This is a genomic window from Streptomyces sp. NPDC002057, assembly GCF_040296665.1.
In the GTDB taxonomy this organism is placed as follows: domain Bacteria; phylum Actinomycetota; class Actinomycetes; order Streptomycetales; family Streptomycetaceae; genus Streptomyces.
This window is the reverse complement of record NZ_JBEOXR010000009.1, coordinates 79,364-104,373: the sequence shown is the minus strand read 5'-3', so window position 1 is coordinate 104,373 and position 25,010 is coordinate 79,364. Positions and strand designations below refer to the sequence as shown.

Annotated in this window: 12 protein-coding genes; all 12 read left to right on the top strand. The window is 75.7% G+C overall.

Translation table 11 applies throughout. From position 1 onward, the window contains the following. The first annotated feature begins 98 nt into the window (after nucleotides 1-98). The 12 genes from ABT129_RS10460 to ABT129_RS10405 all read left to right on the top strand — a co-directional run bounded on the left by ABT129_RS10460 (nucleotide 99) and on the right by ABT129_RS10405 (nucleotide 24,922). Nucleotides 99-1,697 carry a 3' terminal RNA ribose 2'-O-methyltransferase Hen1 gene (locus ABT129_RS10460; RefSeq protein WP_351899156.1) on the top strand — a complete coding sequence of 533 codons (1,599 nt, stop codon included), beginning with the start codon at nucleotides 99-101 and terminating at the stop codon, nucleotides 1,695-1,697. Continuing rightward, a complete protein-coding gene (locus ABT129_RS10455; protein ID WP_351899154.1) occupies nucleotides 1,694-4,267 on the top strand; it encodes a polynucleotide kinase-phosphatase in 2,574 nt (857 codons plus the stop codon). Before ABT129_RS10460 ends, ABT129_RS10455 begins: the two co-directional genes overlap by 4 nt. A gap of 634 nt (nucleotides 4,268-4,901) precedes the next feature. Next, nucleotides 4,902-5,627: a Crp/Fnr family transcriptional regulator gene (locus ABT129_RS10450; RefSeq protein WP_351899151.1), complete on the top strand. Its 726-nt coding sequence runs from the start codon at nucleotides 4,902-4,904 to the stop codon at nucleotides 5,625-5,627. Between the two features lie 122 nt (nucleotides 5,628-5,749). Then, nucleotides 5,750-6,700 carry a hypothetical protein gene (locus tag ABT129_RS10445; RefSeq protein WP_351899149.1) on the top strand — a complete coding sequence of 317 codons (951 nt, stop codon included), beginning with the start codon at nucleotides 5,750-5,752 and terminating at the stop codon, nucleotides 6,698-6,700. After that, nucleotides 6,697-9,144 carry a hypothetical protein gene (locus tag ABT129_RS10440; RefSeq protein ID WP_351899147.1) on the top strand — a complete coding sequence of 816 codons (2,448 nt, stop codon included), beginning with the start codon at nucleotides 6,697-6,699 and terminating at the stop codon, nucleotides 9,142-9,144. Before ABT129_RS10445 ends, ABT129_RS10440 begins: the two co-directional genes overlap by 4 nt. Further along, nucleotides 9,141-10,823: a hypothetical protein gene (locus ABT129_RS10435; RefSeq protein WP_351899144.1), complete on the top strand. Its 1,683-nt coding sequence runs from the start codon at nucleotides 9,141-9,143 to the stop codon at nucleotides 10,821-10,823. The genes ABT129_RS10440 and ABT129_RS10435 overlap by 4 nt, the downstream gene beginning before the upstream one ends. Continuing rightward, entirely contained in the window at nucleotides 10,820-11,443 is a 624-nt protein-coding gene (locus ABT129_RS10430) for a Pycsar system effector family protein (protein WP_351899143.1), read from the top strand. The genes ABT129_RS10435 and ABT129_RS10430 overlap by 4 nt, the downstream gene beginning before the upstream one ends. Before the next feature lie 8 nt (nucleotides 11,444-11,451). Continuing rightward, on the top strand, nucleotides 11,452-13,896 hold the full coding sequence (locus tag ABT129_RS10425; protein ID WP_351899140.1) for a VWA domain-containing protein: 2,445 nt from the start codon (nucleotides 11,452-11,454) through the stop codon (nucleotides 13,894-13,896). Nucleotides 13,897-13,918: 22 nt separating this feature from the next. Continuing rightward, nucleotides 13,919-17,494: a tubulin-like doman-containing protein gene (locus tag ABT129_RS10420; protein ID WP_351899137.1), complete on the top strand. Its 3,576-nt coding sequence runs from the start codon at nucleotides 13,919-13,921 to the stop codon at nucleotides 17,492-17,494. Next, on the top strand, nucleotides 17,491-20,109 hold the full coding sequence (locus ABT129_RS10415) for a hypothetical protein (protein WP_351899135.1): 2,619 nt from the start codon (nucleotides 17,491-17,493) through the stop codon (nucleotides 20,107-20,109). Before ABT129_RS10420 ends, ABT129_RS10415 begins: the two co-directional genes overlap by 4 nt. Beyond that, complete coding sequence (locus ABT129_RS10410) at nucleotides 20,106-22,400, top strand: hypothetical protein (RefSeq protein WP_351899132.1); 2,295 nt, start codon at nucleotides 20,106-20,108, stop codon at nucleotides 22,398-22,400. Before ABT129_RS10415 ends, ABT129_RS10410 begins: the two co-directional genes overlap by 4 nt. Further along, the gene (locus ABT129_RS10405) at nucleotides 22,397-24,922 is read left to right on the top strand and encodes a hypothetical protein (protein ID WP_351899130.1); all 2,526 of its coding nucleotides are present in this window, start codon (nucleotides 22,397-22,399) and stop codon (nucleotides 24,920-24,922) included. The genes ABT129_RS10410 and ABT129_RS10405 overlap by 4 nt, the downstream gene beginning before the upstream one ends. Nucleotides 24,923-25,010: the final 88 nt, after the last annotated feature.

The window sequence follows — 25,010 nt, the reverse complement described above, 5'->3', positions numbered from 1 at the left end:
CCGCCGGGCCGCCTGCCGGGCGGGACCACGGCCGGGGTCCGGGTGGGGGCCGGGAAAATGCCTGGTCAGGCGGGGAGGGGCGAACCATACTCGGAGGTGTGTTCCTGACGATCAGTACGACCGGCAACCCGGAGCGTCCCGCCACCGATCTCGGCTTTCTGCTGCACAAGCACCCCGAGCGCGCGCAGACGTTCTCGACCTCGCACGGCACGGCGCACGTCCTCTACCCCGAGGCGAGCGCCGAGCGGTGCACGGCGGCACTTCTCCTGGAGGTGGACCCCGTGGCGCTGGTGCGCCGCGGCAAGGGCAAGGGCCGGGGCGGTGCCCCGGACTCCGCGCTCGCGCAGTACGTGAACGACCGGCCCTACGCGGCGTCCTCGCTGCTCGCCGTCGCGCTCGCCAAGGTCTTCAAGTCGGCGCTGCACGGCGACTGCCGGGCGATGCCCGAGCGGGCCGCCGCGCCGCTGCCGCTGCGCGTCGAGGTCCCCGCACTGCCCGCCAGGGGCGGCGCCGATCTGGTGCGCGCGCTGTTCGGGCCGCTGGGCTGGGAGACGGTGGAGGCCGAACCGGTGCCGCTGGACGGGAAGTTCCCCGAGTGGGGCGACTCCCGTTACGTGCGTCTGGTCCTGGAGGGCGAGCTGCGGCTCGCGGACGCCCTCAACCATCTGTACGTGCTGCTGCCGGTCCTCGACGACGCCAAGCACTACTGGGTCGCGCCCGACGAGGTCGACAAGCTGCTGCGGGCCGGTGACGGCTGGCTCGCGGGGCACCCCGAGCGGAAGCTGATCACGGCACGCTACCTCTCCCGCCGCTGGGGACTGGCCCGCGAGGCGACGGAGCGGCTCGAACTGGTGCGGCTCGCCGAGGCGGAGGGCCTGGACGTCGACGACGTCGACAACGCGGTCGACGAGTCGATCGACACCGAGGAGCGGCCCGTGCCGCTCGCCGAGCAGCGCCGGGACGCGATCCTCGCCGCCCTGGCCGCCGCGGAGGCGAGCCGGGTCCTCGACCTGGGCTGTGGTCAGGGCCAGTTGGTGCAGGCTCTGCTCAAGGACACCCGGTTCACGGAGATCGTCGGCGTCGACGTGTCCGTCCGCGCCCTGACCGTCGCCGCGCGCCGGCTGCGGCTCGACCGGATGGGGGAGCGGCAGGCGGCCCGTGTGAAGCTGACGCAGGGCTCGCTGGCGTACACCGACAAGCGTCTGACCGGCTACGACGCGGCCGTGCTCAGCGAGGTCATCGAGCATCTGGACCTGCCGAGGCTGCCGGCCCTGGAGTACGCGGTGTTCGGCTCGGCCCGGCCGTGCACGGTCCTGGTGACCACGCCGAACGTCGAGTACAACGTGCGCTGGGAGTCGCTCCCGGCGGGGCACGTCCGGCACGGCGACCACCGCTTCGAGTGGACCCGCGAGGAGTTCGGGAGCTGGGCCGCCTCGGTCGCCGAGCGGTACGGGTACGACGTCGGGTTCACCCCCGTCGGCCCCGACGACCCGGAGGTCGGGCCGCCCACCCAGATGGCCGTCTTCACCCGCGCCACCGAGACCGACACCACCGCCGTCGCCGCCACCGGCACCCCCGAGTCCGGAACCGCCGCCACCGGCAGCGCCGCCAAGGGCGTCGGCACCGAGGGCTCGCTCACCGGCACGACCACCGGCACGACCACCGTGACGACCACAGAGAAGGAGGAACAGGCATGACCACCGAGACCACGGCACCGGGCCCGGCCGCCACCCCGGCCCGCACCCTGCCCGTCACCGACCTGTCCCTCGTGGTGCTCGTCGGCGCCACCGGCTCCGGCAAGTCCACCTTCGCCCGGCGCCACTTCAAGCCGACCGAGATCGTGTCCTCCGACTTCTGCCGGGGGCTCGTCGCCGACGACGAGAACGACCAGTCCGCGAGCAAGGACGCCTTCGACGTCCTCCACTACATCGTCGGCAAGCGCCTCGCGGCGGGACGGCTGGCCGTCGTCGACGCCACCAACGTGCAGCAGGAGGCGCGGCGCCAGCTCGTCCAGCTGGCCCGGTCGTACGACGTGCTGCCCATCGCGATCGTGCTCGACCTGCCCGAGGAGGTGTGCCGCAGCCGGAACGCCGCACGCCCCGACCGCGCGGACATGCCCGCGCACGTCATCCAGCGACACCGCCGCGAACTCCGCCGTTCGCTGCGCGGACTGGAGCGCGAGGGCTTCCGCAAGGTGCACGTCCTGCGGTCCGTCGAGGAGGTCGAGGCCGCCGAGGTGGTCCTGGAGCGCCGCTTCAACGACCTGCGTCACGTCACCGGACCCTTCGACATCATCGGTGACATCCACGGCTGCCGCTCCGAGCTGGAGACCCTGCTCGGGAAGCTCGGCTACGTCGACGGCCACCACCCCGAGGGGCGTACGGCCGTCTTCGTCGGCGACCTCGTCGACCGGGGGCCCGACTCGCCGGGCGTCCTGCGCCGGGTGATGGCGATGGTCGCCTCGGGCGACGCCCTCTGCGTCCCCGGCAACCACGAGAACAAGCTGGGCCGCTGGCTCAAGGGCCGGAAGGTCCAGGAGACCCACGGTCTCGCCGAGACGATCGAGCAGCTGGGGCGCGAGAGCGAGGAGTTCCGGGCCGAGGTCGGGCGGTTCATCGACGGTCTCGTCAGCCACTACGTCCTCGACGGCGGCGACCTCGTCGTCTGCCATGCCGGTCTGCCGGAGAAGTACCACGGCCGCACCTCGGGGCGGGTGCGTTCGCACGCGCTGTACGGGGACACCACCGGCGAGACGGACGAGTTCGGGCTGCCGGTGCGCTACCCGTGGGCGGAGGAGTACCGGGGGCGGGCCACCGTCGTGTACGGACACACCCCCGTGCCGAACACCTCCTGGATCAACAACACCCTCTGCCTCGACACCGGGGCCGTCTTCGGCGGGAAGATGACCGCGCTGCGCTGGCCGGAGCGCGAACTCGTCGACGTACCCGCCGAGCGCGTCTGGTACGAGCCGGCCAGGCCGCTCACGACCGACGCGCCCGGCGGGCACCAGGGACGCCCCCTCGACCTGGCCGACGTGCACGGGCGGCGGATCGTGGAGACCCGGCAGCTCGGCAACGTCGCCGTCCGGGAGGAGAACGCGGCGGCGGCCCTGGAGGTGATGAGCCGGTTCGCGGTCGACCCGCGGCTGCTCGCCTACCTGCCGCCGACGATGGCGCCGACCGCCACCTCGAAGGCCGAGGGCTACCTGGAGCACCCCGCCGAGGCCTTCGCCCAGTACCGGGCGGACGGCGTCGAGCGGGTCGTGTGCGAGGAGAAGCACATGGGCTCCCGTGCCGTCGCCCTCGTCTGCCGGGACGCCGAGGCGGCCCGCGAGCGCTTCGGCGTGGACGCCGAGGGGGTGACCGGCGCGCTGCACACCCGTACCGGACGACCCTTCTTCGACGACCAGGCCGTCACCGAGCAGGTCCTCGACCGGCTGCGCACCGCGATCGGCGCCGCGGGCCTCTGGGACGAACTCGACACGGACTGGCTGCTGCTCGACGGCGAGCTGATGCCGTGGTCGCTGAAGTCGGCCGGGCTGCTGCGCGCGCAGTACGCGGCGGTCGGCGCGGCCTCGGGGGCCGTCCTTCCCGGCGCGATCTCCGCGCTCGAACAGGCGGTGGCGCGCGGGGTCGAGGGGGTCGACGGGCTCCTCGCCACACAGCGGGAGCGGGCGGTGGACGCGGAGGCGTTCACCGAGGCGTACCGCAGGTACTGCTGGCCCACCGAGGGCCTGGACGGGGTGCGGTTCGCGCCCTTCCAGCTCCTGGCGGCGCGCGGGCGCGCGCTGACGTCCGTGCCGCACGACGAGCAGCTGGCCTGGCTCGACCGGCTCGTGGAGCACGACCCGACCGGGCTGCTCCAGGTCACCGGCCGGCTCGTCGTCGACACCGGCGACGAGGCCTCGGTCCGCGCGGGCACCGACTGGTGGCTGGAACTGACCGGCGCGGGCGGCGAGGGCATGGTCGTCAAGCCGCTGGCCGCGCTCGTCCGCGACGCCAAGGGCAGGCTCGGCCAGCCGGGCGTGAAGGTGCGCGGCCGGGAGTACCTGCGGATCATCTACGGCCCGGAGTACACCCGGCCGGAGAACCTGGAGCGGCTGCGTCAGCGCTTCCTCGGCCACAAGCGGTCGCTGGCGCTGCGCGAGTACGCGCTCGGCCTCGAAGCCCTCGACCGCCTCGCGGAGGGGGAGCCGCTGTGGCGGGTCCACGAGGCCGTGTTCGCGGTCCTCGCCCTGGAGTCGGAGCCGGTGGACCCGAGGCTGTGAGGCCGGCCGGGGTGAGGACGTGAGGGTGTGAGGGAGAGGGCGTGATGTCCTGAGGAGCGAGGGTCGTGACGTCGTGATGTCCTGAGGAGCGAGGGTCGTGACGTCGTGATGTCGTGAGGAGCGAGGGCCGTGACGTGGTGACGTCGTGACGTCAGGCCGTCACGTCGGGCGTGGATCCTTGCGGGTCGTCGCCTGGCGTCACCGGCCTCGTCCGGCCCTCGCCGGCCCTCGTCCCGCCCTCGTCCGGGCTTCGTGAATGCGTCGTGAGTGCGTCGTGGGGACCCCGTCCGTTCCGGGCGGGGTCCCGCGTCGTTCGTGCGCGCCCCCGGGCGGGCACGTTCGCCCCCGCTCCGTGAAGGCTTCGCAGGGCCCTCGTCAGGCGTTCGCGGGGTCTTCGCCCGGCCGCGACGGGGGCGCAGGGGTGTCGGGAGCGGCGCTCCCCTGCGCCCCCCGTGCCCGTTGACGCGTTTCTTCCGCACCCTCTAGCGTTCTTCACCCCATGACGTGACGCAGCGTCAACTCTGTGACGGGGCACGTCACATGAGGTGGGAACACACACGCGATTCACGCCGGTCGATCACCGGTGGGCGGTCTTCCCCGGAGGGCCCGAGGACGGTACGGGGGTGAGCGGGCGGTGAGTCTCTTCGGCCAGGACCGCTCCTTCCTCCACGCCCTCCCCGCGGCCGACCGGCGGTCCCTGCTCGCCGAGGGCGCCCGGCGCGTCTACGAACCCGGCGAGGTGATGATCCGCGAACGCGACACCAGCGCCTTCGTCCTGGCGCTCCTCTCCGGCTGGTCCGTCGTCTCCGTCGGCACCGAGCGAGGAACACGGCTCATCCTCGCGCTCCGGGGCGCGGGCGAGGTCGTCGGCGACCTCGCGGCCGTCGACATGCGTCCGCGCAGCGCCAGCGTCACCGCCCTCGGCACGGTCGAGGCGGTGGCCATCTCCGGCGACCGGTTCCGGCGCTTCCTCGCCGCCCGGCCGCACGCCACCTCGCTGATCATGCGGCAGCTCGCCACCCGGCTGCGCAGCGCCGACGTCGAGCGCCGGGCCCTCGCCTCCGAGACCGTCCTCCAGCGCCTCGCGGCCCGGCTCGTCGAGCTGGCCGAGCGCGCCGGACGGCGGGCCGACGCCGGGACCGTACTCGAACTCCCGCTGCCGCAGCACGATCTGGCGGCGGCGATCGGAGCCACCCGGGAGGCGGTGGCCAAGGCGCTGCGCCTGCTCCGGGAGCAGGACGTGGTCCGCACCGCGAACCGCACGGTCGTCGTCATCGACATGCGGGTCCTGGTGCTGCTCGCGGAGGGGCGCGCACGCCCCGGCGGGGACCCGGCGGACGAATCTCCGCCGGGTGTGTAAACGGCTACATCGCCGGTCGCCCGACGCGGCCAGTCTGGACACGCACCACCACGGCACCGGGGCATCACACAGGGAGTCCGAGAGTGAGCAGTGCGGGAGTGAACGGGGAAGGCGGCGGAGAAGTGGGCGGAGAAGTGGGCGGCATCCACCGGTTCGTCGTCTTCGGCGACATCTGCGGCTCCGGGATGCTCGACATGGCCGAGAAGAAGCACCAGCGGGCGGCGATGTACGCCGCCTTCGACGACGCCTACAGCTCCGTCGGCGTCGAGCCCGGCACCTTCCACCAGGAGGACCGGGGCGACGGCATCCTCGCGGCGCTGCGCCCCGACGTGCCGCCGACCCTCATGGTCGGACGGTGGATCGACACCCTGTACGAGAGCCTGCGCGACCACAACCAGGGCCGGACCCGGCCGCTGCGGCTGCGGATCGGCATGAACGCGGGGCTCGTGGTCCAGGACCGGCACGGACTCGTCGGCCGCGCGGTGGACCTCGCCGCCCGGCTCTGCGACAGCCCCCCGGCCAAGCGGATCATGAACGAGACCCCGGGGATCGACCTCCTGGTCGTCGTCTCCGACTGGCTGTACGTGAACGTGGTCGACGAGGGCGGGCGCTATGTGGAGCCGGACCACTACCGGCGGGCCCGCATCCGCTCCAAGGAGACCGACGAGGCCGCCTGGTTCCTCGTACCGCGCAGGCCCGCGCCGCCGCTGATCGGGCCCGACGGGGAGCTGCCGCCCGAGGGACCGGGTGCGTCGGCGACTGGGGGCCGGGGGGAGCCGGCGGCCGTGGGGGATCGGCCGCCGGCGGGGTCACGGACCGGCGTTGGGCCGTCGCGGGGGGACGGCCCAACGCCCCGGACCGGGGGAGGGAACCGTACGTACCACGTCGGGGGTGACCTCCTCGACGTCCACGGGAACACCATCCACGGCCCGTTCACGGGCATCCGCAAGGATTCCGGCACGGGCGCCGCGACCGTCTCCGGGACCGGTTCCGCTCCGGGCTCCGGTACGGGCTCCGGGACCGGTTCCGCTCCGGGTTCCGGTTCCGGTTCCGGGGCGGGTGAGGCGGAGTGAGCGACCAGGACGACGCGGGGCAGCACGACGACGCCTCCGGCGGTGGCCAGGGCCACGGCGACCGGGGGACGGACGCCCAGGACCGGGGTGGCGACCGGGGATCCGACCGCGGGTCCGACAGGGGGTCGGATCGAGGTTCGGACCGGGGGTCCGACCGGGGTGGCGCCGACCGGGGGGACCGGGACGGTGACCGGCCGGGCGGGACCGAGCGGACCGACGGCACCCCTGAACAGCCGCGCGAGCCCAGCGTCTTCGCGGCCGCCGACCGGGGGCCCCTCGGCGGCGAGAGCGACACCGGCGGCGCCGCCACCGCCCGCCGGGCGCTCCGCACCTGGGCGGGCGGCGGCGCCGACCGGCTCACCACCATCCACGGCGACGGAACCGTCTTCGAGGGCAACCAGATCTTCGCCCTGTACGGCTCCGACCGCACCTCGCACTTCGTGCAGGGCCCGGTACCGCCCGAGACGCTCGACCACCTCGGCCGGGTGTACTGCGCGACCTCCGGCTACCGGCGGATGCGGGACCGGCTCCGCGACCACCGCGTCCTCGTCCTGTGCGGCGAACCCGGCAGCGGCCGCAAGGCCACCGCGCTCGCCCTCCTCGACGAACTGACCGGCGGCAAGGTCTTCCGCCTCGACCCGCGCCACGGCGTCGACGAGATCACCGAGGAGGTCCTCCAGGAGGGCGGCGGCCACCTCCTGGAACTGCTCACGGAGGACGTGCGCGCCGAGAGCGAGCCGCGCCCCGCGCGCAACGGCCGGGGCGAGCACACCGGAGGGGCCCGCCGCCCCGCCCCCCGCCTCTCCGAGCTGCACCTCGACCGTTTCGGCGACCTGCTGCGCGGACGGGACGCCTACGGGGTCGTCCTCGTCGAGAACGGCGAGCTCGCCGACCGGCTGCTGCGCGGGCGGTACGGGATGTACTGTCCGCCGCCGCCCGCGGACGAGGTCCTCCAGCGCCACCTGTGGCACCGGTTGCGGGCCGAGTCCGACGAGGCCCTCGGCGACGCGCGGGCCCGCGCCGGGCGTCCGGACGTCGTCGAGGCCCTCGGTCTGGAGGAGCTGCGGCCGCGCGAGGCCGCCCGCCTCGCCGACCACCTCGCCCGGCACTGGCGCGGCGAGGTGACCGACGCGGAACTCCTCGCCGAATGCGCCTCGTTCGTACGCTCGCAGGCCCGCGAGTGGTTCGCCGGATCAGACCGGCCCGGCGCCCTCCCCGAGGCGCTTCCGGCTCTCAACGCCGGGGCGTTCCGCATCGCCGTCGCCGTCTTCGACGGCTCCGCCTACAGCCTCGCCGCCGAGGCCGCCGAACTCCTCGCCTGGGAGCTCGCGGTCACCCTCGACCCCGACCACGCCCCGGGCCGGCGGCTGTTCGGCACCCACGCCGAGCACCGTCCGGTCCAGGCCCGCGCCGTCCTGGAGGACGGCGAACTGGACCTGGGCCCCGCCAAGGTGCCGGTGCGGGCCGTCCGCTTCCAGGGCGAGGCCCTCGCGGGTGCCGTCCTCGGCGAGATCTGGCACGGTTACCACAACGTCCGTGGTCCGGTGGCCCGTTGGCTCCGCTCGCTCTGCGACGACCCGCGCCCCGAGGTCTGGGTGCGCGCCTCCATCGCGGCCGGCGTGCTCTGCTCCTGGGACTGGATCCACGGCTTCCGCGAACTGGTGGTGCCGCTCGCGGTGACGGACGAGCCGAGGGCCCGCATGGCCGCGGCCACCGCGCTCGCCGAGTCCGCGCGCGACCCGCGGGTCCGCCCCGCCGTCGCCGCCGTGCTCAAGGACTGGGCCGGCTCCGGCGAGGACGAGCTCGTCGGGACCGCCCTGCTCGCCCACGGCTACGTCCTGGCCGCCGGGAGCGTCTCCGGCTCGCTCGACGCCCTCGCCCGGGTCGTCCGGGCGCGCGAGGCGAGCGACATCGAGGTCCTCGTCGCCGCGTCCTTCAGCGTGGCGCGGCTGCTCGCCTCGGGGGAGCCCGCGCCCGTGCTCCGGCGGCTCCGGCAGTGGCTCGACGACGGACGGCTCAACCTGGCCAACCTGGTCCACCTCGCCGTCATCCGCGCCCTGAGCACCCGAACGACCCACCTGTGGGGGCTGCGGGAGGTCCCCGAACTCGACGGGCACGCGGCCCGCCCCCTCTTCGTCGCCCTGCTCGCGACCCGGCCCGAGCTCGCGCCCGAACTCGCCGCGCTGCTGCGGCACACGCTCACCACGGCACGCTCCGGGGAGGCCGCCCTCGAAGCGCTCGGCGGCCTGCTCCGGCGGGCCGCGAAGGACCCGGAGTCGCTCGGGCACGTCTGCGCCCTCCTGCCGCGCCTCGCGGTGGACCGCCGGGACCGCGACCGGCTCAGGGGCCTGCTGAACGAACTGGTCCGGGACCGTGACCGGCCCCTGGACAGGAACGCGGCGCGCCGGATGTGGAACGCCGTGACGGAAGGAGCGAACCGATGACCGGGCCCGAGCAGGACAGGAACGCGCGGCCGGACGAGCGGGCGCGCCAGGACGGGCGGGACCGCGACGAGCGCGCGTGGGACGGCCGGGGACGGGACGAGCGGGGCCGCGACAGCCGGGAACGGGACGGCCGGGAACGGCAGCGGTACGACGGGCAGAACGGCGGCGGCCGGCACGACGGCGGCCGCGACGACGACGAGGACCTGGACATGGACCCGGACGAGGACCTGGAACGCGGCCAGGACCAGGCGCGAGCACGCGTACGGGGGCAGGGCGGGCGGCGGGACGGAGCGCCCGGCGGCGGGTCCGGGGCCGGTTCCGGCCGGCGGACGCGCGGGCCCCTGATCGGCGAGTACGCGCCCCCGTACCGACGCCGCAGCGGCCGGGTCGCCGCCGTGCTCCTCTACCGCAACGGCGGCCACCGGGTGGTCTGGCCGGACCGCACCGAGGACGTCAACAAGCCCATGTTCGGCTCCCCGTACACGGTCTTCGAGGTGCAGCTCGGCCGCAATGTGACCGAGTTCAGGCTCCAGCTCCCGGCCGCGGGGGACGGCGTCTTCTTCGAGGCCGTCGCCAAGGTCCAGTGGGTCGTGACCGACCCCCATCTGGTCGTGCAGGAACAGGTCGAGGACGTCGCCGAGCTGCTGCGCGACGAACTCCTCGACGGGCTGCGCAGGCTCTCCCGGCGCTTCCGGATCACCGAGGCGCAGCGCGCCGACGAGGCGGTGCGGGAGGAGCTGAGCGCCGGACGCCTCAGCTTCGGCCGGGACATCGGGCTGCGGACCCGGGTCCTCGTCTTCATCGACCTCGACGACTCCGTCAAGGCCGAGGTCTCCCGGCGGGACAGGGTCGGCGTCACCATGGAGGCCGACGAGCGCGTCGCCGAGGCGGAGCGGCGCAGGGAGGCCGCCGAGCGGGTCCTCGTCGCCGACCGGGCCCGTGAGATGGAGGCCCTCTTCCGGCGCGGCGACCTCGCCCAGATCGCCCACCACATGGCGATGCACCCCGACAAGCAGTGGGAGATCCGCACCCAGCTCCAGCGGGAGCGGCGCGAGGGCCAGGAGGACTACCTGGCCGTCTTCAACCGGCTCCTGGACACCGGGGTCCTCGAACGCCACGACATCGGCGAGCAGATGTACCAGGTCCTCATGTACCTGCGGACCCAGACCGGCACCGTCCTGGACGGCATCACCGACCGGGTGCTCAACCCCTCGGGCGGGGCCCCGCCGCGCCGCCTGGCCCTGGAGGACGCGCTGCCGGAGCCGAGCCGCCCGGACTGGGACGAGGAACACGGCGAGCGCGGTGCGCGGGGGGAGCGGGGCGAGCGCGAGGACGCCCCGCACGACCCCCGCGTCTACGAGCCGACCCGGGTCGAGTCCGGCTCCGAGCGGGAACGTGAGCGTGAGCGGGGGAGGGGACGGGACCGGGACCGGGAGAGGGGCCTCGACGGGGACGACCGCGACCGCGGCCGGGCGAGGGACCGCCACGACGACGGCTACGACGACGGCCACGACCGGCACGACGACGAGGCGCGGTACGGGCGGGGCGACGACGCGTACGAGCGGAACGACCGGTACGACCGCGACGACCCGTACGACCGGGACCGCCGCGACCGCCCCCGGCGAACCGCCCGGCCGGCCCGGCCCAGCTCCGAGTTCGACGACTGGGACGACGCGTGACGGCGGTCCCGGGTCCCACGCCGGACCCGGCCCCGAACCCGAACCCGGACCCGGCTGCCCCTCCCGCCTCCGCCGCCGCGCCCGCCCCCACTCCCCGCCCCGCGCCCGCCCCCGCGACGATCCCCGCCCCGTCCCCCGCCGCCACCCCCGTACCGTCCGAAGAGCTCAGGTTCATGGCCGAGCGGCTGCTCGCCACCGTCCGTGAGGACATCGGCCGGGCCGACACCAAGGCCGCGATCCTGCTCTCCGGCGCCCTCGCCTTCCTCGCGGTCGTGTTCTCCGGGGACCGCGGCCCCCTGCCCGTCTCCGGCCCCGGACTCGCGCTCCTGCTCCTCGCGGGGGCGCTGTGGACGGCCGGTGTCCTGATGCTCGTCTCGGTGGTGCTGCCCCGCACCCGGATCGGGGCCGACCGCACGTTCCTGCGCGAGCTGACGGCCGGGCCGTCAGAGGCCGCGCTGCGCGAGCGGCTCTCCGCGTCCGGCGCGGACGCCACCGGCTGGCTCCTCGAACAGGCCAGCGTGCACGGCCTCGTGCTCGCGGCGAAGTACCGGTGGCTGCGCCTGGGCGTGTGCGCGCTCGCGCTCGGCGCCCTCCTGGCCCTCTTCAGCGAACTGTGGTGAGAGTGAACATGCAGTGGACCAACAAGGGGGGCGTCCTGCTCCTCGCCGGGGCGCTCCTCGCGCTCTCCGGCCCGCTCGCGGCGACCACCGCCTCGGGCGCGCCCGGAGCCCGGGGCGCGCTCGGCGGTCCCGGGGCGCAGGCCGTGCCCCGTACCGCCGCCGACCCGGCCGACGGGCCCGACCCGATCGACTTCGCCGTCGTCGTGGACCAGTCGGCGAGCCTCGCCGACAAGGATCTGGCGCGCGAGACCGAGGCGGCGGCGCTGATCGTCCAGGGCGAGATATCGGAGCGCTCCCGGGCCGCCGTGATCGGCTTCGGCAGCTCGGAGAAGCCCGGCCAGTCGCCCGTACGGGAGGTCTGCCCGCTCTCCGCGGTCGACGCGGCCGGCCGTGAGCGACTCAGCGACTGCGTGCAGGAGCTGAAGCGCCGGGACCCCGCCCGCACCGGTCCCGGCACCGACTTCCCGGCGGCCGTCCGCCAGGCCGTCACCCGCCTCACCGGAGCCGGCGCCCCGTCCGGGACCCAGGCCGGGAAGACCACCCCCAAGGTCGTCTTCCTGCTCACCGACGGCAGGCTCGACGTCGCCGACAGCCCCGAGTACGGCACCGACCCCGAGAGCCGCCAGTCCAACGGAGCGCGCCGGCTCACCGAGGAACTCGCCCGCGCCCGGGCGGCCGGCGTGCAGATCTGGCCCCTGGGCTTCGGCGGCGAGATCGACCGCTCCGCCCTCACCGCCATGGCCGACGGCGGCTTCCGGGGCGCCTGCTCCGAGATCCCCGGCTCCGCCCCGCGCATGCGGGTCGTCGGCACCTCCGCCGAGATCGACAAGGCCCTCCAGGAGACGTTCGCCGCCGCCCGCTGCGCCCGGATCTCGCACGGCACCGTAGGCAAGCCGCCCGCCGACCTGACCGTCACCATCCCGCCGATCGCCACCGACGGCTCCCTCACGGTCGCCAAGCACGACCCGAAGGTGCAGGTCACCTACTACGACCCGGCGGGCCGCAAGGTGCCCGTCCGGGGCGAGTTCGACGGCTCCGCCTTCGAGGTCAGCGGACAGAACGGCCCGGTGGAGGCGCTGCGGGTGAAGAACCCGCTGCCCGGCCGCTGGCGCGTGCACATCGAGGCGCCGGAGGGCCACCGCGACCGCGAGGTGGCCGTGCGGGCGATCTGGCAGGGCCGTCTCCGCTCCACCGTCGTCCTCGACCCGGCGTCCCCGCGCGCCGGGGAGCGGGTGAAGGTCGAGGTGCGGATGCAGACCCGGCGGGGAGTCGTCGTCACCGACCCGCGTCAGCTGGCCGGTCTCGCGGTCGCGGCCGACCTGAGCGGCGCGGGCTTCGAGCCGGTGAGCTTCCGGCTCGCCGACGACGGCAGGGCCCCCGACGCCAGGGCCGGCGACGTGCGGTTCACCGGCACGCTCACCGTCCCCGCGGGGGCGACCGGCGCCCTGGAACTCGTCACGCGGATGGAGGCGCCCGGGATCACCTCCGACCGGCGCCCGCTGCACGCCGTCGTCGCCGCGACCGCGCCCCTCGTGACCGCCGGGATCGCCGTCGAGGGGGCCACCGTGCATCCCGGCGGCACCGTCCACGGCACCCTCGACGTCACCAACAACGACGCGGCGCCGCACACCCTGCGGCTCGCCCTGGGCGACCAGACGCCGGGCGCCGAGCTCGCCGTCACCCCGGCGACGGTCACGGCCCCGCCGAACCGCAGCACCCGGATCCCCTTCACCGTGACCCTCGGCGAGGACACGCCCTTCGGTGAACTGGGCGGCCAGGTCAGCGTCGTGGACACCGGCGACGGCGACCGCGTCCTGCGCGGCGCCTTCCTGAACGTCCGCGTGGTGGCGCCGCCGACCTGGTGGGAGCGGTGGTGGAAGGCCGTGGCCGGGGGCGCCGCCCTCGTCCTCGTGGCGGGCACCGTGGTGGGCATCCGGCTCGCCGCCCGCAGGCGCCGGCGCGACCTCACCGGCGTCACGCTCGAACTGTGCCAGGACGGGCGCCCGATCGACTCGCTGACCGTCCGTCGCGGGCAGAGCCCCGGCGGCGTCTTCGCCTTCGCCGTCGACGAGCCGTACGGGGCGCCGCCGACGCTCCGCCGGATCCCCGGCGGCGGCTCCTCCGCCACCCACGTGCTGCGCCGCACCGGCGGGGGCGAGCTGCTGCTCCGGCCCCGGGGCGGGGCGCAGGTCCCCGTCAGGGCCGGTGAGCCGACCGGGATCGGCGACCACGAGCTGGTCGTACGGGGCGGTCGCCAGGCCCCGGCCGGCGGCGCCCGCGCCACCCCGTGGTCCCGCCGCCCCCGCCGTACCGGCACCGGACCGGGCACCAGGGGCGGCGGCGCGGGCTCCGGTTCCGGCTCCGGGTCCCGCTCCGGTTCCGGCTTCGATCCCGCCACCGGAGCGGGCCCGGGCACCTCCACCGGCGCGACCGACTACGACGGCAACTTCTGAACGGGTCACCGAGGAGAACGACATGAAGATCTACCAGCCCATGCTCTTCGTGGGACTCGGCGGCACCGGCGGACGCATCGGCAGCGAACTCGAACGCAGCCTGCGCCGGGAGCTGTGCGGCCCCGACGGCACCGACCTGGTCGACGGCGGCCGCCGGCTTCCCTTCCAGCTGCCCGACTGCCTCCAGTTCGTCTACGCCGACTTCAGCGAGGCCGAACTGCTCAACCAGCCGCAGTTCAAGGCGAAGGGCGCCGAGGGCGCCGCCTTCGCCCGTACCTCCCGGATGGTCCGCGACCTGCTGCCCACCGACTTCGACTCCTCGCCCGAGGTGACGCGGATGCTGCGCGTCTCCGTCCCCGAGGAGACCCGGCAGTGGCTGCCGCCGCAGGCCCGCCAGCCCCGCGTCGCCCCGCTCAACAACGGCGCCGGACAGCTGCCGACCGTCGGGCGCGCCGCGCTCTTCGCGACCCTGCGCTCCGGACTCGAACCCGTCCTGCGTCAGCTCCGCGAGGCGATCGGGGCCATCGGGCAGTCCGCGGGCGACCTCCGGAGGGTCGGCGGCGGCCGGATCCGGGGCTGCGACGTCTTCGTCGCCTTCTCCGTCGCCGGCGGCACCGGCGCCGGCATCTTCTACGACTTCATCCACCTCATCGGGCACGAGTTCCGCAACGCCCGGGTGCCGGGCGTGAAGATCTACCCGCTGGTCGTCATGCCGTCCGCCTTCCCGCCCGAGGCCGGCGGCGGACGCGAGGCCGAACTCAACTCCGCCCGCGCCCTCGTGGACCTCTCGCGGCTCGTCGACGACCAGAACGTGCCCGACGCCCTCGACCAGGTCGGCGACGTCGAGGACCGCGGCCGGCTCAGCGTCACGTACCCCGGCGACGGCGTCGTCGCGCTGCGCCCCGCCACCATGCAGACCGCCTTCCTCTTCTCCAAGCCCTCCGTCATCGGCAGCGAGGACCTGCGCCGCTCCATCGCCGCCATGGTCCTCTCGCTGATCGGCACCGACCTAGGCGAGGACAACGGCTCGGCGACCCGCGTCGAGGAGGACTACCAGTCCTTCGCCGCCAGCTTCATCAACAAGAGCGTGGAGCGCTCCACCCCGGCCCGCACCGGCATCGGCTACCGCGGCATGTCCACCAGCCTCGCCGCCTCCCTCACCGTGCCCGTCGACGACCTCGCCGAGATCGTCGCCGCCCGCCTCCTCGCCCAGGCCGTACGCGGCATGTCCGAGCGCGCCCGCCGGGTCGACCGGGAGGGGCAGGCATACGTCCGGGACCTGTTCACCCGCTCCGGCGTCGGCCGCCTCTGGACCCGGGACGCCCCCGACGTCCCCGCACCCGAACAGCTCCCCCGAGGGAAGGGGCGGATCATCCAGGAGCTGCGCAACCGGCTCGGCGACATGGAGGAGGCCCTGCGCCGCCTCGACGGCGGTCTCGCCCGCGAGATACCGCGCCTCACCGAGGACTTCAGGCCGAGCGCCGGGGTCCGCGAACTCCTCAGCTCCATGGACCCGTTCCAGGTCGAGGTCGTCCTCGCGGGCCTGCCCGGCCACTCCGACCGGGTGGCCAGGGAAGGCTTCACCGGCATGCTCGACAACCGGCGCAACGAACCCGAGCGGCCGCCGAACGTCCAGACCTCCGCACCCCCCATCCCGCCGATCAGGGGCAGCGTCGGCGGCGTCGTCCCGGCCCGGTGGAGCGACCCCGACGTCCAGGAGGCGCTCGCCGCCCAGCAGGCCTGGTACCAGTGGCGGGCCAGAACCCTCTGGCACCGGGGCTGGCAGGCGGGCGAGGCCCAGTGGCGGCCCTCCCTCAACGTCGTCTCCGTCGAGGTCGCCGAGTTCACCAAGGCGCTCCGCGCCCACGAGCACGACGAGGCGAAGTCCTTCGCCGACCGTCGCCGCGACCTCTACCGCGACGACCGCGCGGGCATCGCCTACCTGCTGCCGCCGCAGAACACCCTGCGCGCCTTCTACGACGACGTCGTCGACCGGCTCGCCCAGAGCCTGGGCCTGCCCGAGTCCGCCGACGCCGCGACCCTCCTCGGCCGGCTCGTCGGCCCCGACGACTGGCGGCGCGCCCTCGACACGGTCCGCCGCTCCTCCTCCGGCGCCGCCGTCAAGGAGATCAAGCAGGTCGTCGAACGGCGGGTCAAGAGGCTCTTCGGCGAGGCCAACGAGGACGTCTTCGCCCGCCCCCTGCTGCCCTCCATGGAGCTGCTCCTGCGGGCCGCCTCGGGAGACGAGACCGCCGAGGCGAAGGTCGACCCGCGCTGGCTCGACCAGTTCCGCTCCCGCCTCGCCGGACTCATCCCGGTGGGCTTCGTCCCCGACGGCAGCGGTCCGCTCAAGATCCTCATCGTGCACCCGGCGAGCGAGGCCGACGGCCGGGCCCGCGACTACCTGGAGCAGGCCCTCAACCTGCCCGCCCGGGTCACCCCCGAGAGCCGCGCCGGCGACACCGACTCCATCACCGTCGTCTTCTTCCGCAGCGGCATGAACCTCACCGACATCTCCGAGGTCCGTAGCGTCCTCAGCCTCTGGTCCGAGGCCCGCGACTCGGCCGGCGAGGACGACTTCCTGCACTGGCGCCAGCGGCTCGGCTACCAGGACGACTGGCTGGTCTCCACCGAACACGACCGGCAGCGCATCCTGCACCGCCTGCTCTGCGCCATGTGGAACGGACACATCGACGCCGAGGGCGCGGCCGGCTCGCCCCACCGCGTCCGCATCCGGCTCCAGGACGGCGAGTCCGCGACCATGTCGCTGCGCCTGGAGGACTTCGACGGCTCGCTCTCCAGCTGGGCGGGGCTGCTGCGCGCGTACGAGCGCTGGGCGCTGCTCGACGAGGGGCAGATCATCGAGCAGTTCTGCGAGCGCCTCATGCAGGCGCTGCCCAAGGGCCTCGCGCAGGTGCCGGCGCCGCCGTCACCGCTCTTCACCCACTTCGTGGAGAAGGTCGCGCCGCGCCAGCTCGTCCTGATCGACGAACTCATCGCCGAGTACGGGGAGTACGGCGAGGCGGACAGCGAATGGCTGGCCCCGCTGCGCCACTTCTGGGAGGTCACCCTCCCGGGCGCCCTCGACATGCGCTTCCCGAGGTCGGCCCGCGCGACCCGGCCCAACCTGCGTGCCCTGTACGAACGCCACGCCCCGCGCCAGGGCTCCGGTCCGCGGGCGGGGGTCGGACAGCAGCGGGCACACGAGCCCGAGGGGTACGAGCCCGAGGGGTACGGCCCCCAGGGACACGAGCCCCGGAGGTACGGGAACGGCGCCGGGCCCGGGTACGGGAACGGCGCCCGGCCCGAGCGGGGAAGCGGCGGGCGGCCCGGGTACGGGCGCGACACCCGCACCGGGTACGGGAACGACACGCGCCCCGAGTACGCGAACGGCTCCGGGCCCGACCCCCGTACCGCCTACGGGGAGAGGGACACCGCCGGAAGCCCCGGAAGCCCCGGAAGCCCCGGCACCGCCGCTCCGCCGCCCCGGCGGTCCTCCGTCTACGAGGGGGACTGGGAGCTGGAGCCCGAGCCGGACTTCGCCCTCGACCTCGACGACGAGCCGTACCCCGGCGACCGGGCCGGGGAGGCGGAGTGAGCCCCCGCGTGCTTCCCGAACGGCCGCTGCCCGGCCACGCCGTCTGCCTCGACCTGCGGGGCACGTCGGGGCCGCACGACCCCGACGCCGCCGTCCGGGCGGCCCTCGACGCCCCGCAGCCCGGCGGCGAGCGCCGCTTCCTCGTCGTCGACGAGGCCGACCGGCTCGTCGCCCACCAGCTGCTCTACGAGCGCCTCTCCTCCTACGGGCCCGCGCACATCGTCTGCCTGGCCGTCGGGTCCCGGGAGCAGCGGAGCCTGCGCCGCACCCTCACCCTGCGCCCGCCGGCCGCCGGGGTCCTGTGGGTGTTCGACACGGCGGAGGACGGCGTCCCGAGCGAGGCCGTGCTGCGCCCGCTCGTCGACGTGCTGTCCACGCCCGAGGTCTTCGACGCCGCCCTGAGCGCGCTCGGCGCGGTGGTGCACGGCGTCGCCGTGCCGGCCGTGCGCGTCCTGGAACACGACCTCACCGACGAGGCCCGGGCGCGGGCCTGGCGGCAGGCGGTCGAGGGGCTCACGGGCCCGGACGTCCCGGCCGGCGCCGCCTCCACCGAACAGGTGCCGGCCGCGCTGGCGCCGCTGCTCGACGAGGGCGTGCCGCGTGCGCTCTCCGACCACCGCTGGCTTCCGCTCCACGGCCGGGCCGGGATCCGGCTCGCCGCCTGCGACGAGGCCGTCGGGGACGCCGTCGACGGCTACCACCGGGTGCGGGGCGCGGCGGGACTGCTCACCGGGGCGGGCCGCGCCGTCGACCTGCCGGGGGACATCGAGCGGGTGACGGGGGAGCTGGAGCGGTTCCGTGCCGCCGTCGCGGAGGCGTTCGCCGCCGCGGGCGGCAGCAGGATCACCGCCGAACACCGGGGTGTGCTCCGCGACCGGGGGATCGAACTCCCCGAACTGCCCCGGGAGATCTCGCGGGCCGGGATCGTCCCGGCCCTGCGCGACCACACCCACGAGCTGATCGGCAGGGGGCTCCCGCTGCGCTCCGTGGCGGCCCGGCTGGCCGCGCTCTCCGCACGTACCGAGCCCGTCGGCAGCGCCGCCCGGCTCGCCGAACTCGACGCGGTCTGCGGGCCGGAGAGGCTGCGGAGGCTCGGCGCCCGCCACCCGTTCACGGCCGGCGGTTCGCGCCCCGCCGCCTTCGCCCTGACCGGACTCCTCGCCCTGATCGCCGGGGTGTGGCCGCTCCTCGGCTGGGTCCTCGGCCCGGCCGTCGGTGTGCTCGCCGCCGGACTCGCCCATCTGATGCTGCGGCGCAGGCCCAACCGTTCGCCGGACGGGAGGATCGACGGCGGCGGCGCCACGGGCGCGGCGCCACGGCTCCTCGGCGGCGTGCTCGGCGGCCTCGCCGGGGCGGGCCTCGGCCTGTTCCTCGGCCTTCCGCCGTGGGCGGGGGCCGTGGCGCTCGCCGTCTCCCTGACGGCGGTCGTGCTCCTCGCGCTGCGGGACTGGAGCCGGGCCGTGGACGACTGGTGGGCGCGGGCGGACCCGGAGGAGGCCTGGCGGATCCTGCGGGAGATCCAGACCCTGGTCGTCACCACCGCCGTGCACGACTGGCTCTTCGCCGAGGTGCGCCACCACTGCTCGGCCGGGGCCGGCGCGGTGGCCCGGCTGCTCCGCGACCTCGCGGGGACGGCCGACGCGCACGGACAGCCGTACGGGCAGGGACAGCCGTACGGAGAGGGACGGCCGTACGGGGACGGGGAGCCCTACGGGGACGGGTTCGCGTGGGGCCCTTCGCCCGCGGCGCCCGACACGGGCGGCCGGGCGCGGGCCGACGCGCCCCCGGGCCCGGACGGCGGCACCGCGTCCTGGAGCTGGGAGGACTGGGACCAGGCGGAAGACGACGTCTGGTCCGACATGGACGAGGAACCCGCGCCGGCCCGGACCGCCCCTCCGCCCCGCCCCGCCTCCCCGACCCCTGCCGCGCCCCCGTACGCGTCCGGCCCGTCCGGCCGGGGCCCCGCCGGCCCCGTCGGCGGGCCCTCGTCCGTACCCGCGCCCGCGTGGCTGGAGCGGCGGTACGGGGACGGCGGCCCGCTGCTCGTCGACACGCTCGTCGCCGACCTGGTCGCCGGCACCCTCCTGATCCTCGACCAGTGCTGGGCGGGCGTCGAACGCGATCCGGGGGTCCTGTCGTCCGCGGTCCACGAGCGGCGGATCGCGGAACTCCTGGACGAGACCCGCCTCCGCCTGGAGCGCGATGTGGCCGCCTCGCCGCCGCCCCGGTACGACGGCCTCCGCGGCCCGGAGGCGCTCTCCGGCCTCGGGCCCCTCACCGACCGCTCCGACCGGCCCGACGCCGCCCGGCTCACCGGGGTCGCCCCGGACGCGGTGGCCCGGCTGCTGCTCTCCGACGACGACCCCGGCCGCACGGTGGCGCTCTGCGGCCCGGAGCACCTGCGGCTGCTCTCCCACGACCCGATCGCCGCCCGGCAGGTCCGGTTCGTGCCCGAGGCGATGCGGCGCGGGGCGGCCGGGGACGACGTGTGGCGGGGCACCGCCGAGGACGTCGTGTGGACCGGTGCGGGACGCCACGCCGGAATCCTCCGTCTCGTACCCCTGCGCGCGGACGTCGTGCACACCGTCCGCGCCGAGGAGGCGGAAGAGACGTGACCGACCCGAACCATCCGAACGACCAGAGCCATCCGGGCGACCCGAACCGTCCGGGCGACCCGAACCGGCACGGTGGCCCGAACCGTCCGGGCGACCCCCACCACCCCATCGACCCGGACCATCCCGACCACCTGAGCGAACCGACTCCGCCGCCCCACCCGTACTACCAGGAGCTGGAGTTCCTCACCGCCTGGGAGGCGCGGGGCCGCTTCGCCGTGCGGTACGGCGAGGACCACCAGCTTCCCGCGCGCCCGGGGTTCCTCGCGCGCCGGGCGCTCCTCGGTACGGCGGCGGCCCCGGTCCTCCAGTACCGGCTGGTCGCGTCCGCGCAGACCGACCCCCGGGCGTACGGACTCCTGGAGCGGGAGGTGGCGGCGGCCGTGGCCATCGAACGGCGCTACGGAGCCGAGAGGTTCAGCGCCGTGCTGCCCCGTCTCGTGGGCTTCGACCTCACCGCGGCCGAACCCTTCGTGCTCTACCGTCCGCAGGCCGGCCGCCCGCTCTTCGAGTGGGCGGGGCGCCTCGGCGCCGACGACCAGGAGCGGATCACCGGTCAACTCGCCATGGCCGTCAGGCTCCTGGGGGACCTCGACCTCGTCCACCGGGCGATCGCGCCCGACACCGTACGGTGGGACGGCAGCCGGGTACGGCTCTGCGAACCGTACGCGGCGCTGCGCGCCGGGGAGCCGCGCGAGGCCTTCGGCGCCGCCCCCTGGGCCTCGCCCGAACAGCGCGCGGGGCAGGGCGCCACCGACCCCCGCGACGACCTGTGGTCCGTCGCCGAACTCGCCTACTACCTGCTCTCCGGCCGCCCCGACCGGGGCGATGGCCCCCCGGTCGACCTCGCCGACTACCGGCGCCTCGCCGCCCTGGGACACAGCGGTCTCTTCTCCCCGCAAGCGGCGGGACGACCGCGTCCGGCCGAACTCCTGCGGCTCCTGCACGTGCCCGACCCGCTCGCCGCCGGCGCCGGAGCGGCCGATCCGCTGGACCGCCGCCGCGCCGAGTACGACGCCCAGATCGCGCGGAAGCGCGCACTGTCCGGGCGGGACCGGCCGGGTGCGGAACCCGCCGGGGAGACATCGGCGGCCCCCGCGCGGAGCCAGCGCCCCACCCTGTGGGGGCGGGTCTTCGGCGGCGGGGACGACCCCCGCCGTCCCGTCGCGCCCCCGCCGCCGTCCGAACCCCTGCCGGCGCCACCGTCACGGAGCCGGATGTGCCCGCACTGCCTGCTCCCCGTCGAGTACGACGAACGGCTCCTCGTCACCATCGACGCCAAGGGCAACCGCATCCCGCTCGACCTCAGCGCCGAACGCCGGCCCGGCCATGTGACGGACGCCCTGCGGAAGGCCTACCACCTGTGCCCGCACACGGTCGACGGCGACGAGGGGCACGAACTCCCCGTGCCCTACCTCGTCAACGGGGAACCGCTCTCCATCGCCCTCGTGGGCAGCTCCTCCGTCGGCAAGACCCATCTCCTCGCCGCCATGCTCGGCGAGGTCGAACTCGGCGGCCTGGAGCCGTACGGACTGAAGTGCCGGCCGCTCAACCCCGAGGCGCACCGCACCTATCTGCGCGAACGCGTGCAGAGCCTCCAGCAGGGGCGGCAGCTCGGCCGCACCGGACAGCAGACCTTCGCGCGGTTCGCCGACGGCCTGCTCGTCTCGGCGGGCGGCGCCACGCCCCGGCCCGTCGTCTTCTTCGACCTCGCGGGCGAGGACCTCGCCCAGGACAGCGAGGTCGGCCGCTTCCTCATGGGCGTCGACGCCTTCGTCTTCGTCCTCGACCCCCTGCGCTCGATCCGTCTCTCCTCCCTGGACCCGATCCGGGAACAGAGCGGGGTGCGGCGGCGCGACCTCGGCGACGAGGCCTTCGCCACCGTGCTCAACCGCATCCCCCGGCAGCGCGGCGGACTCGTCGCCGCGCCCGCAGCGCTCGCCGTCAACAAGAGCGACCTCGTGCGCTTCGAACCGGTCGTGGACCGCTGGCTCGGCCGGGCCCTGCCCGCCCGGCACGACCCCGCCGCGCTCCGGGCCGAGAGCCGGGACGCGTACGCCTTCCTCGCCGACCGGGCCGGCCCCGCCTGGCTCAAGCCCTTCGACGACTGCGCCGACTGCACCCTGCACTTCGTCGCCGCGACCGGCGGGCAAGCGCGCGGTGACCGATTTCCGCACGGGGCCCGGCCGCGCCGGGTCCTCGCACCACTGCTGTCGCTCTTCGCCATGTGCGGGCTGCTGCCCGGGGCGGAACCCGCGGGCCCCGCGGGACCTACGGAGGGGATCGTCCGATGACACGGTCGGAGAACGAGGTCGACCAGATCGTCTTCCGCTGGGACAGCGAGAACCTCTCCGGCAGCACCGGCTTCGGACCGGTGGCCTGGTCCGGGCCCCGTGACGAGGCGGAGAGCCTCTACCGGACCTCGGGAACCGTCCTGCGCGCGAGTGGCGAGGAGACCCGGCCCGCCCTGATCCGGCTCCAGCGGCGCTCGGAGGTGATGCTGATCCGGCGCACCCCCTTCAAGGACGCCGACGGCGGGACCTCCGTGCTCTGCCACGCCCTCGTGGGCTCGCCCGAGCTCCTCGAACCCGCCACCTGCCTCGGACTCCACGCCTGGGACTGGGAGGGCGCGGACGTCGACACCGCCCACGTCCGCGGGCGGCTCCCGGCGATCCCGGAGGAACTCCTCGTCCCGGCGACCGGCCGGGGGCAGGGGGAACTGGACCGCACCCTGGAGGGCGTGGCCGAGGAACTGACCGGCATGGTCGCCGAGTTGCTGCGCCGCCCGGAGGAACGCTTCACCGTCCTGGACGCGCGGGGCGACACCGCCTGCCCCGTGCTGTGGGGGCTGCACAGCATGTTCGGCACGCTCACCGAACGCCGGTGGACCTTCGCCACCCACGACACCGTCGAACTCCCCGCGCTCCGCTTCGTGTTCGTCGGCCGCTGGGCGGGCGCGGCGAGCCGCAACACCGAGCGTCGCCGGGTCGACCCGGGCGAGCGGCTCGGCGACCGGGCGGACGAGACCGCCGCCCGGCTCGTCGCGCACCATCTGCGGGGGGTCGAGGAGGGCGAGGGCGGCCTGTACGCCGTCGGCAGCGCCCTCCACGCGGCGTCCTCCGCCCGCCGCGGCTCCCTCCTGGACACGGCCACGCGCGCGGTGGACGCCCTCGACCGCCGCTCCGGCGGCCCGAGCGCGGGCCCGGCCACCGGTCAGGGTGCCGCCGGTGCCCGCCCCCCGGTCCAGGTCCCGCGGCCCCCGGCCGCCGACCCCGCCCGGGGACCCGAGCCCTCGGACCCGCGGGGCTCGGACCCGTCCGGGGTTCCACCGGAGACCCGGCGGAACCCCGGACGGAAGTGGGGACGGCCCTTGGGGGGCCGGGCGGCCGAGGACACCGTGCCGCCCCCGGACGGCCCTCCGGACACCGGGGCGGGCGCGCCCCGGGGAGCCGGCCGCCCCGGCCCGTCGGAGCGCCCGGACCTCTGGTTCCGCCCGTCCCCGCCCGAACCGGAGCCGTCCCCGCCCGAACCGGAGCCGGCGTCGGGCCCGGACCCCGACCCGTACCGAAGCGGCCGGCCGGGGCCGGACCCGCGGGCCGACCCGTACCGCTCCGGCCCGCCGCGGTCGCAGCCGCAGCCCGACGTTCCGGACCAGCGGGCCAGCTCGTACGAGCGTCGCCCGGCGGAGCCCCGGTTCCCCTCGCCCCCCGGCGACCTCCCGGCCGTGCGGCCCGCTCCGTCTCGCGGTGGTGGCCGGACGGAACCGCAGCCGGAACCGTCCCCGCACCCCGACCCGTACCGACGCCTCGGAACGGACCCCGACCCCACCCCCGCTCCGACCCCTGTCCCCACCCCCGACCCGGGTCCCGCTCCGCGTCCGCGACCCGTCGATCCTCCCCGCCGCCCCGATCTGTCGAAGCCCTCCGCCGAGCCCGGCGACCGGCCGGACTCCCCGGGGCAGGGCGGCGGTCCGCCGGGCGGCGCCGGGGCGCGTGCTCCCGAGTGCGAGGGCGCGCGGGACGCGCCCTCGCACCGGCCGGGGGCCGACCCGTACCCCCGGCCCGTGCTGCCCCTCGTCGCGCCCACGTGGACCGGGCCCGGCACGTTGGCCGGGCGGCCCTGGGCCACGGTGCGCGGCCGCGGGCGGGAGAGGGAGGCGGAGACGGGGCTCGTGCACAAACTGCCGGCCGCCCGCGACGAGGAGGAGGCCCGCGAGCTCGTCGAGCGCGGCGGCAGCCGTGAGCTGCTCGACGCGCTGCGCCGCCCGCAGGCGTACCTGGTCCTCACCGTCCTCCTCCGGGAGACGGCCCGCCGCGTGCCGTCCTGGGAGCGTCCGCTGCGCCGGGAGCTGTGCGAGGTCGCCCTCGACCGGGAGCTGTGGGCCGTCGCGCCGCCGGGCGGCGGGGCCGACCACTCCGACCCGCCGGAGGAGCAGCGCGCGGCGAACGCCGCCGCGCTGCACGGCTGGGCGGTCCGCCCGCTCCTCGGCGGGGGTGACGCCCCGGTCGGCACGGTCGCCGCGCTGCTGACCCGGCTCCGTAAGGGGCCGGAGCCGTCCGCCCGCGAGACGTTCTGGCTGATCGTCGACGGCGAACGGCCGGGGCTGCCGGAGGCGGTCTGGCTCACCCTGCTCAAGGAGGCGTACGGGGTGCCCCGCACGGCGCCCCGGCCGGGCGCCCCGGCGCCGGGAGCGGTGCCCCACCCGGACGACGCCGGCAACGGCTACACCCGCCGCTTCCTCCGGCGCGCCGGGCTGCTGCTCGGCGGCCTGGTGGGCGCGATCCTGCTGGTCACCCTCTGGGAGTGGTTCACCTGACGCCGGTTCACCCGACCGGGCCGGGCGGCTCCGGGCCGACGCGTCCCGGCCCGGCCTGCGCCGAAACACGGGCCCCGGCCGCCCGGCT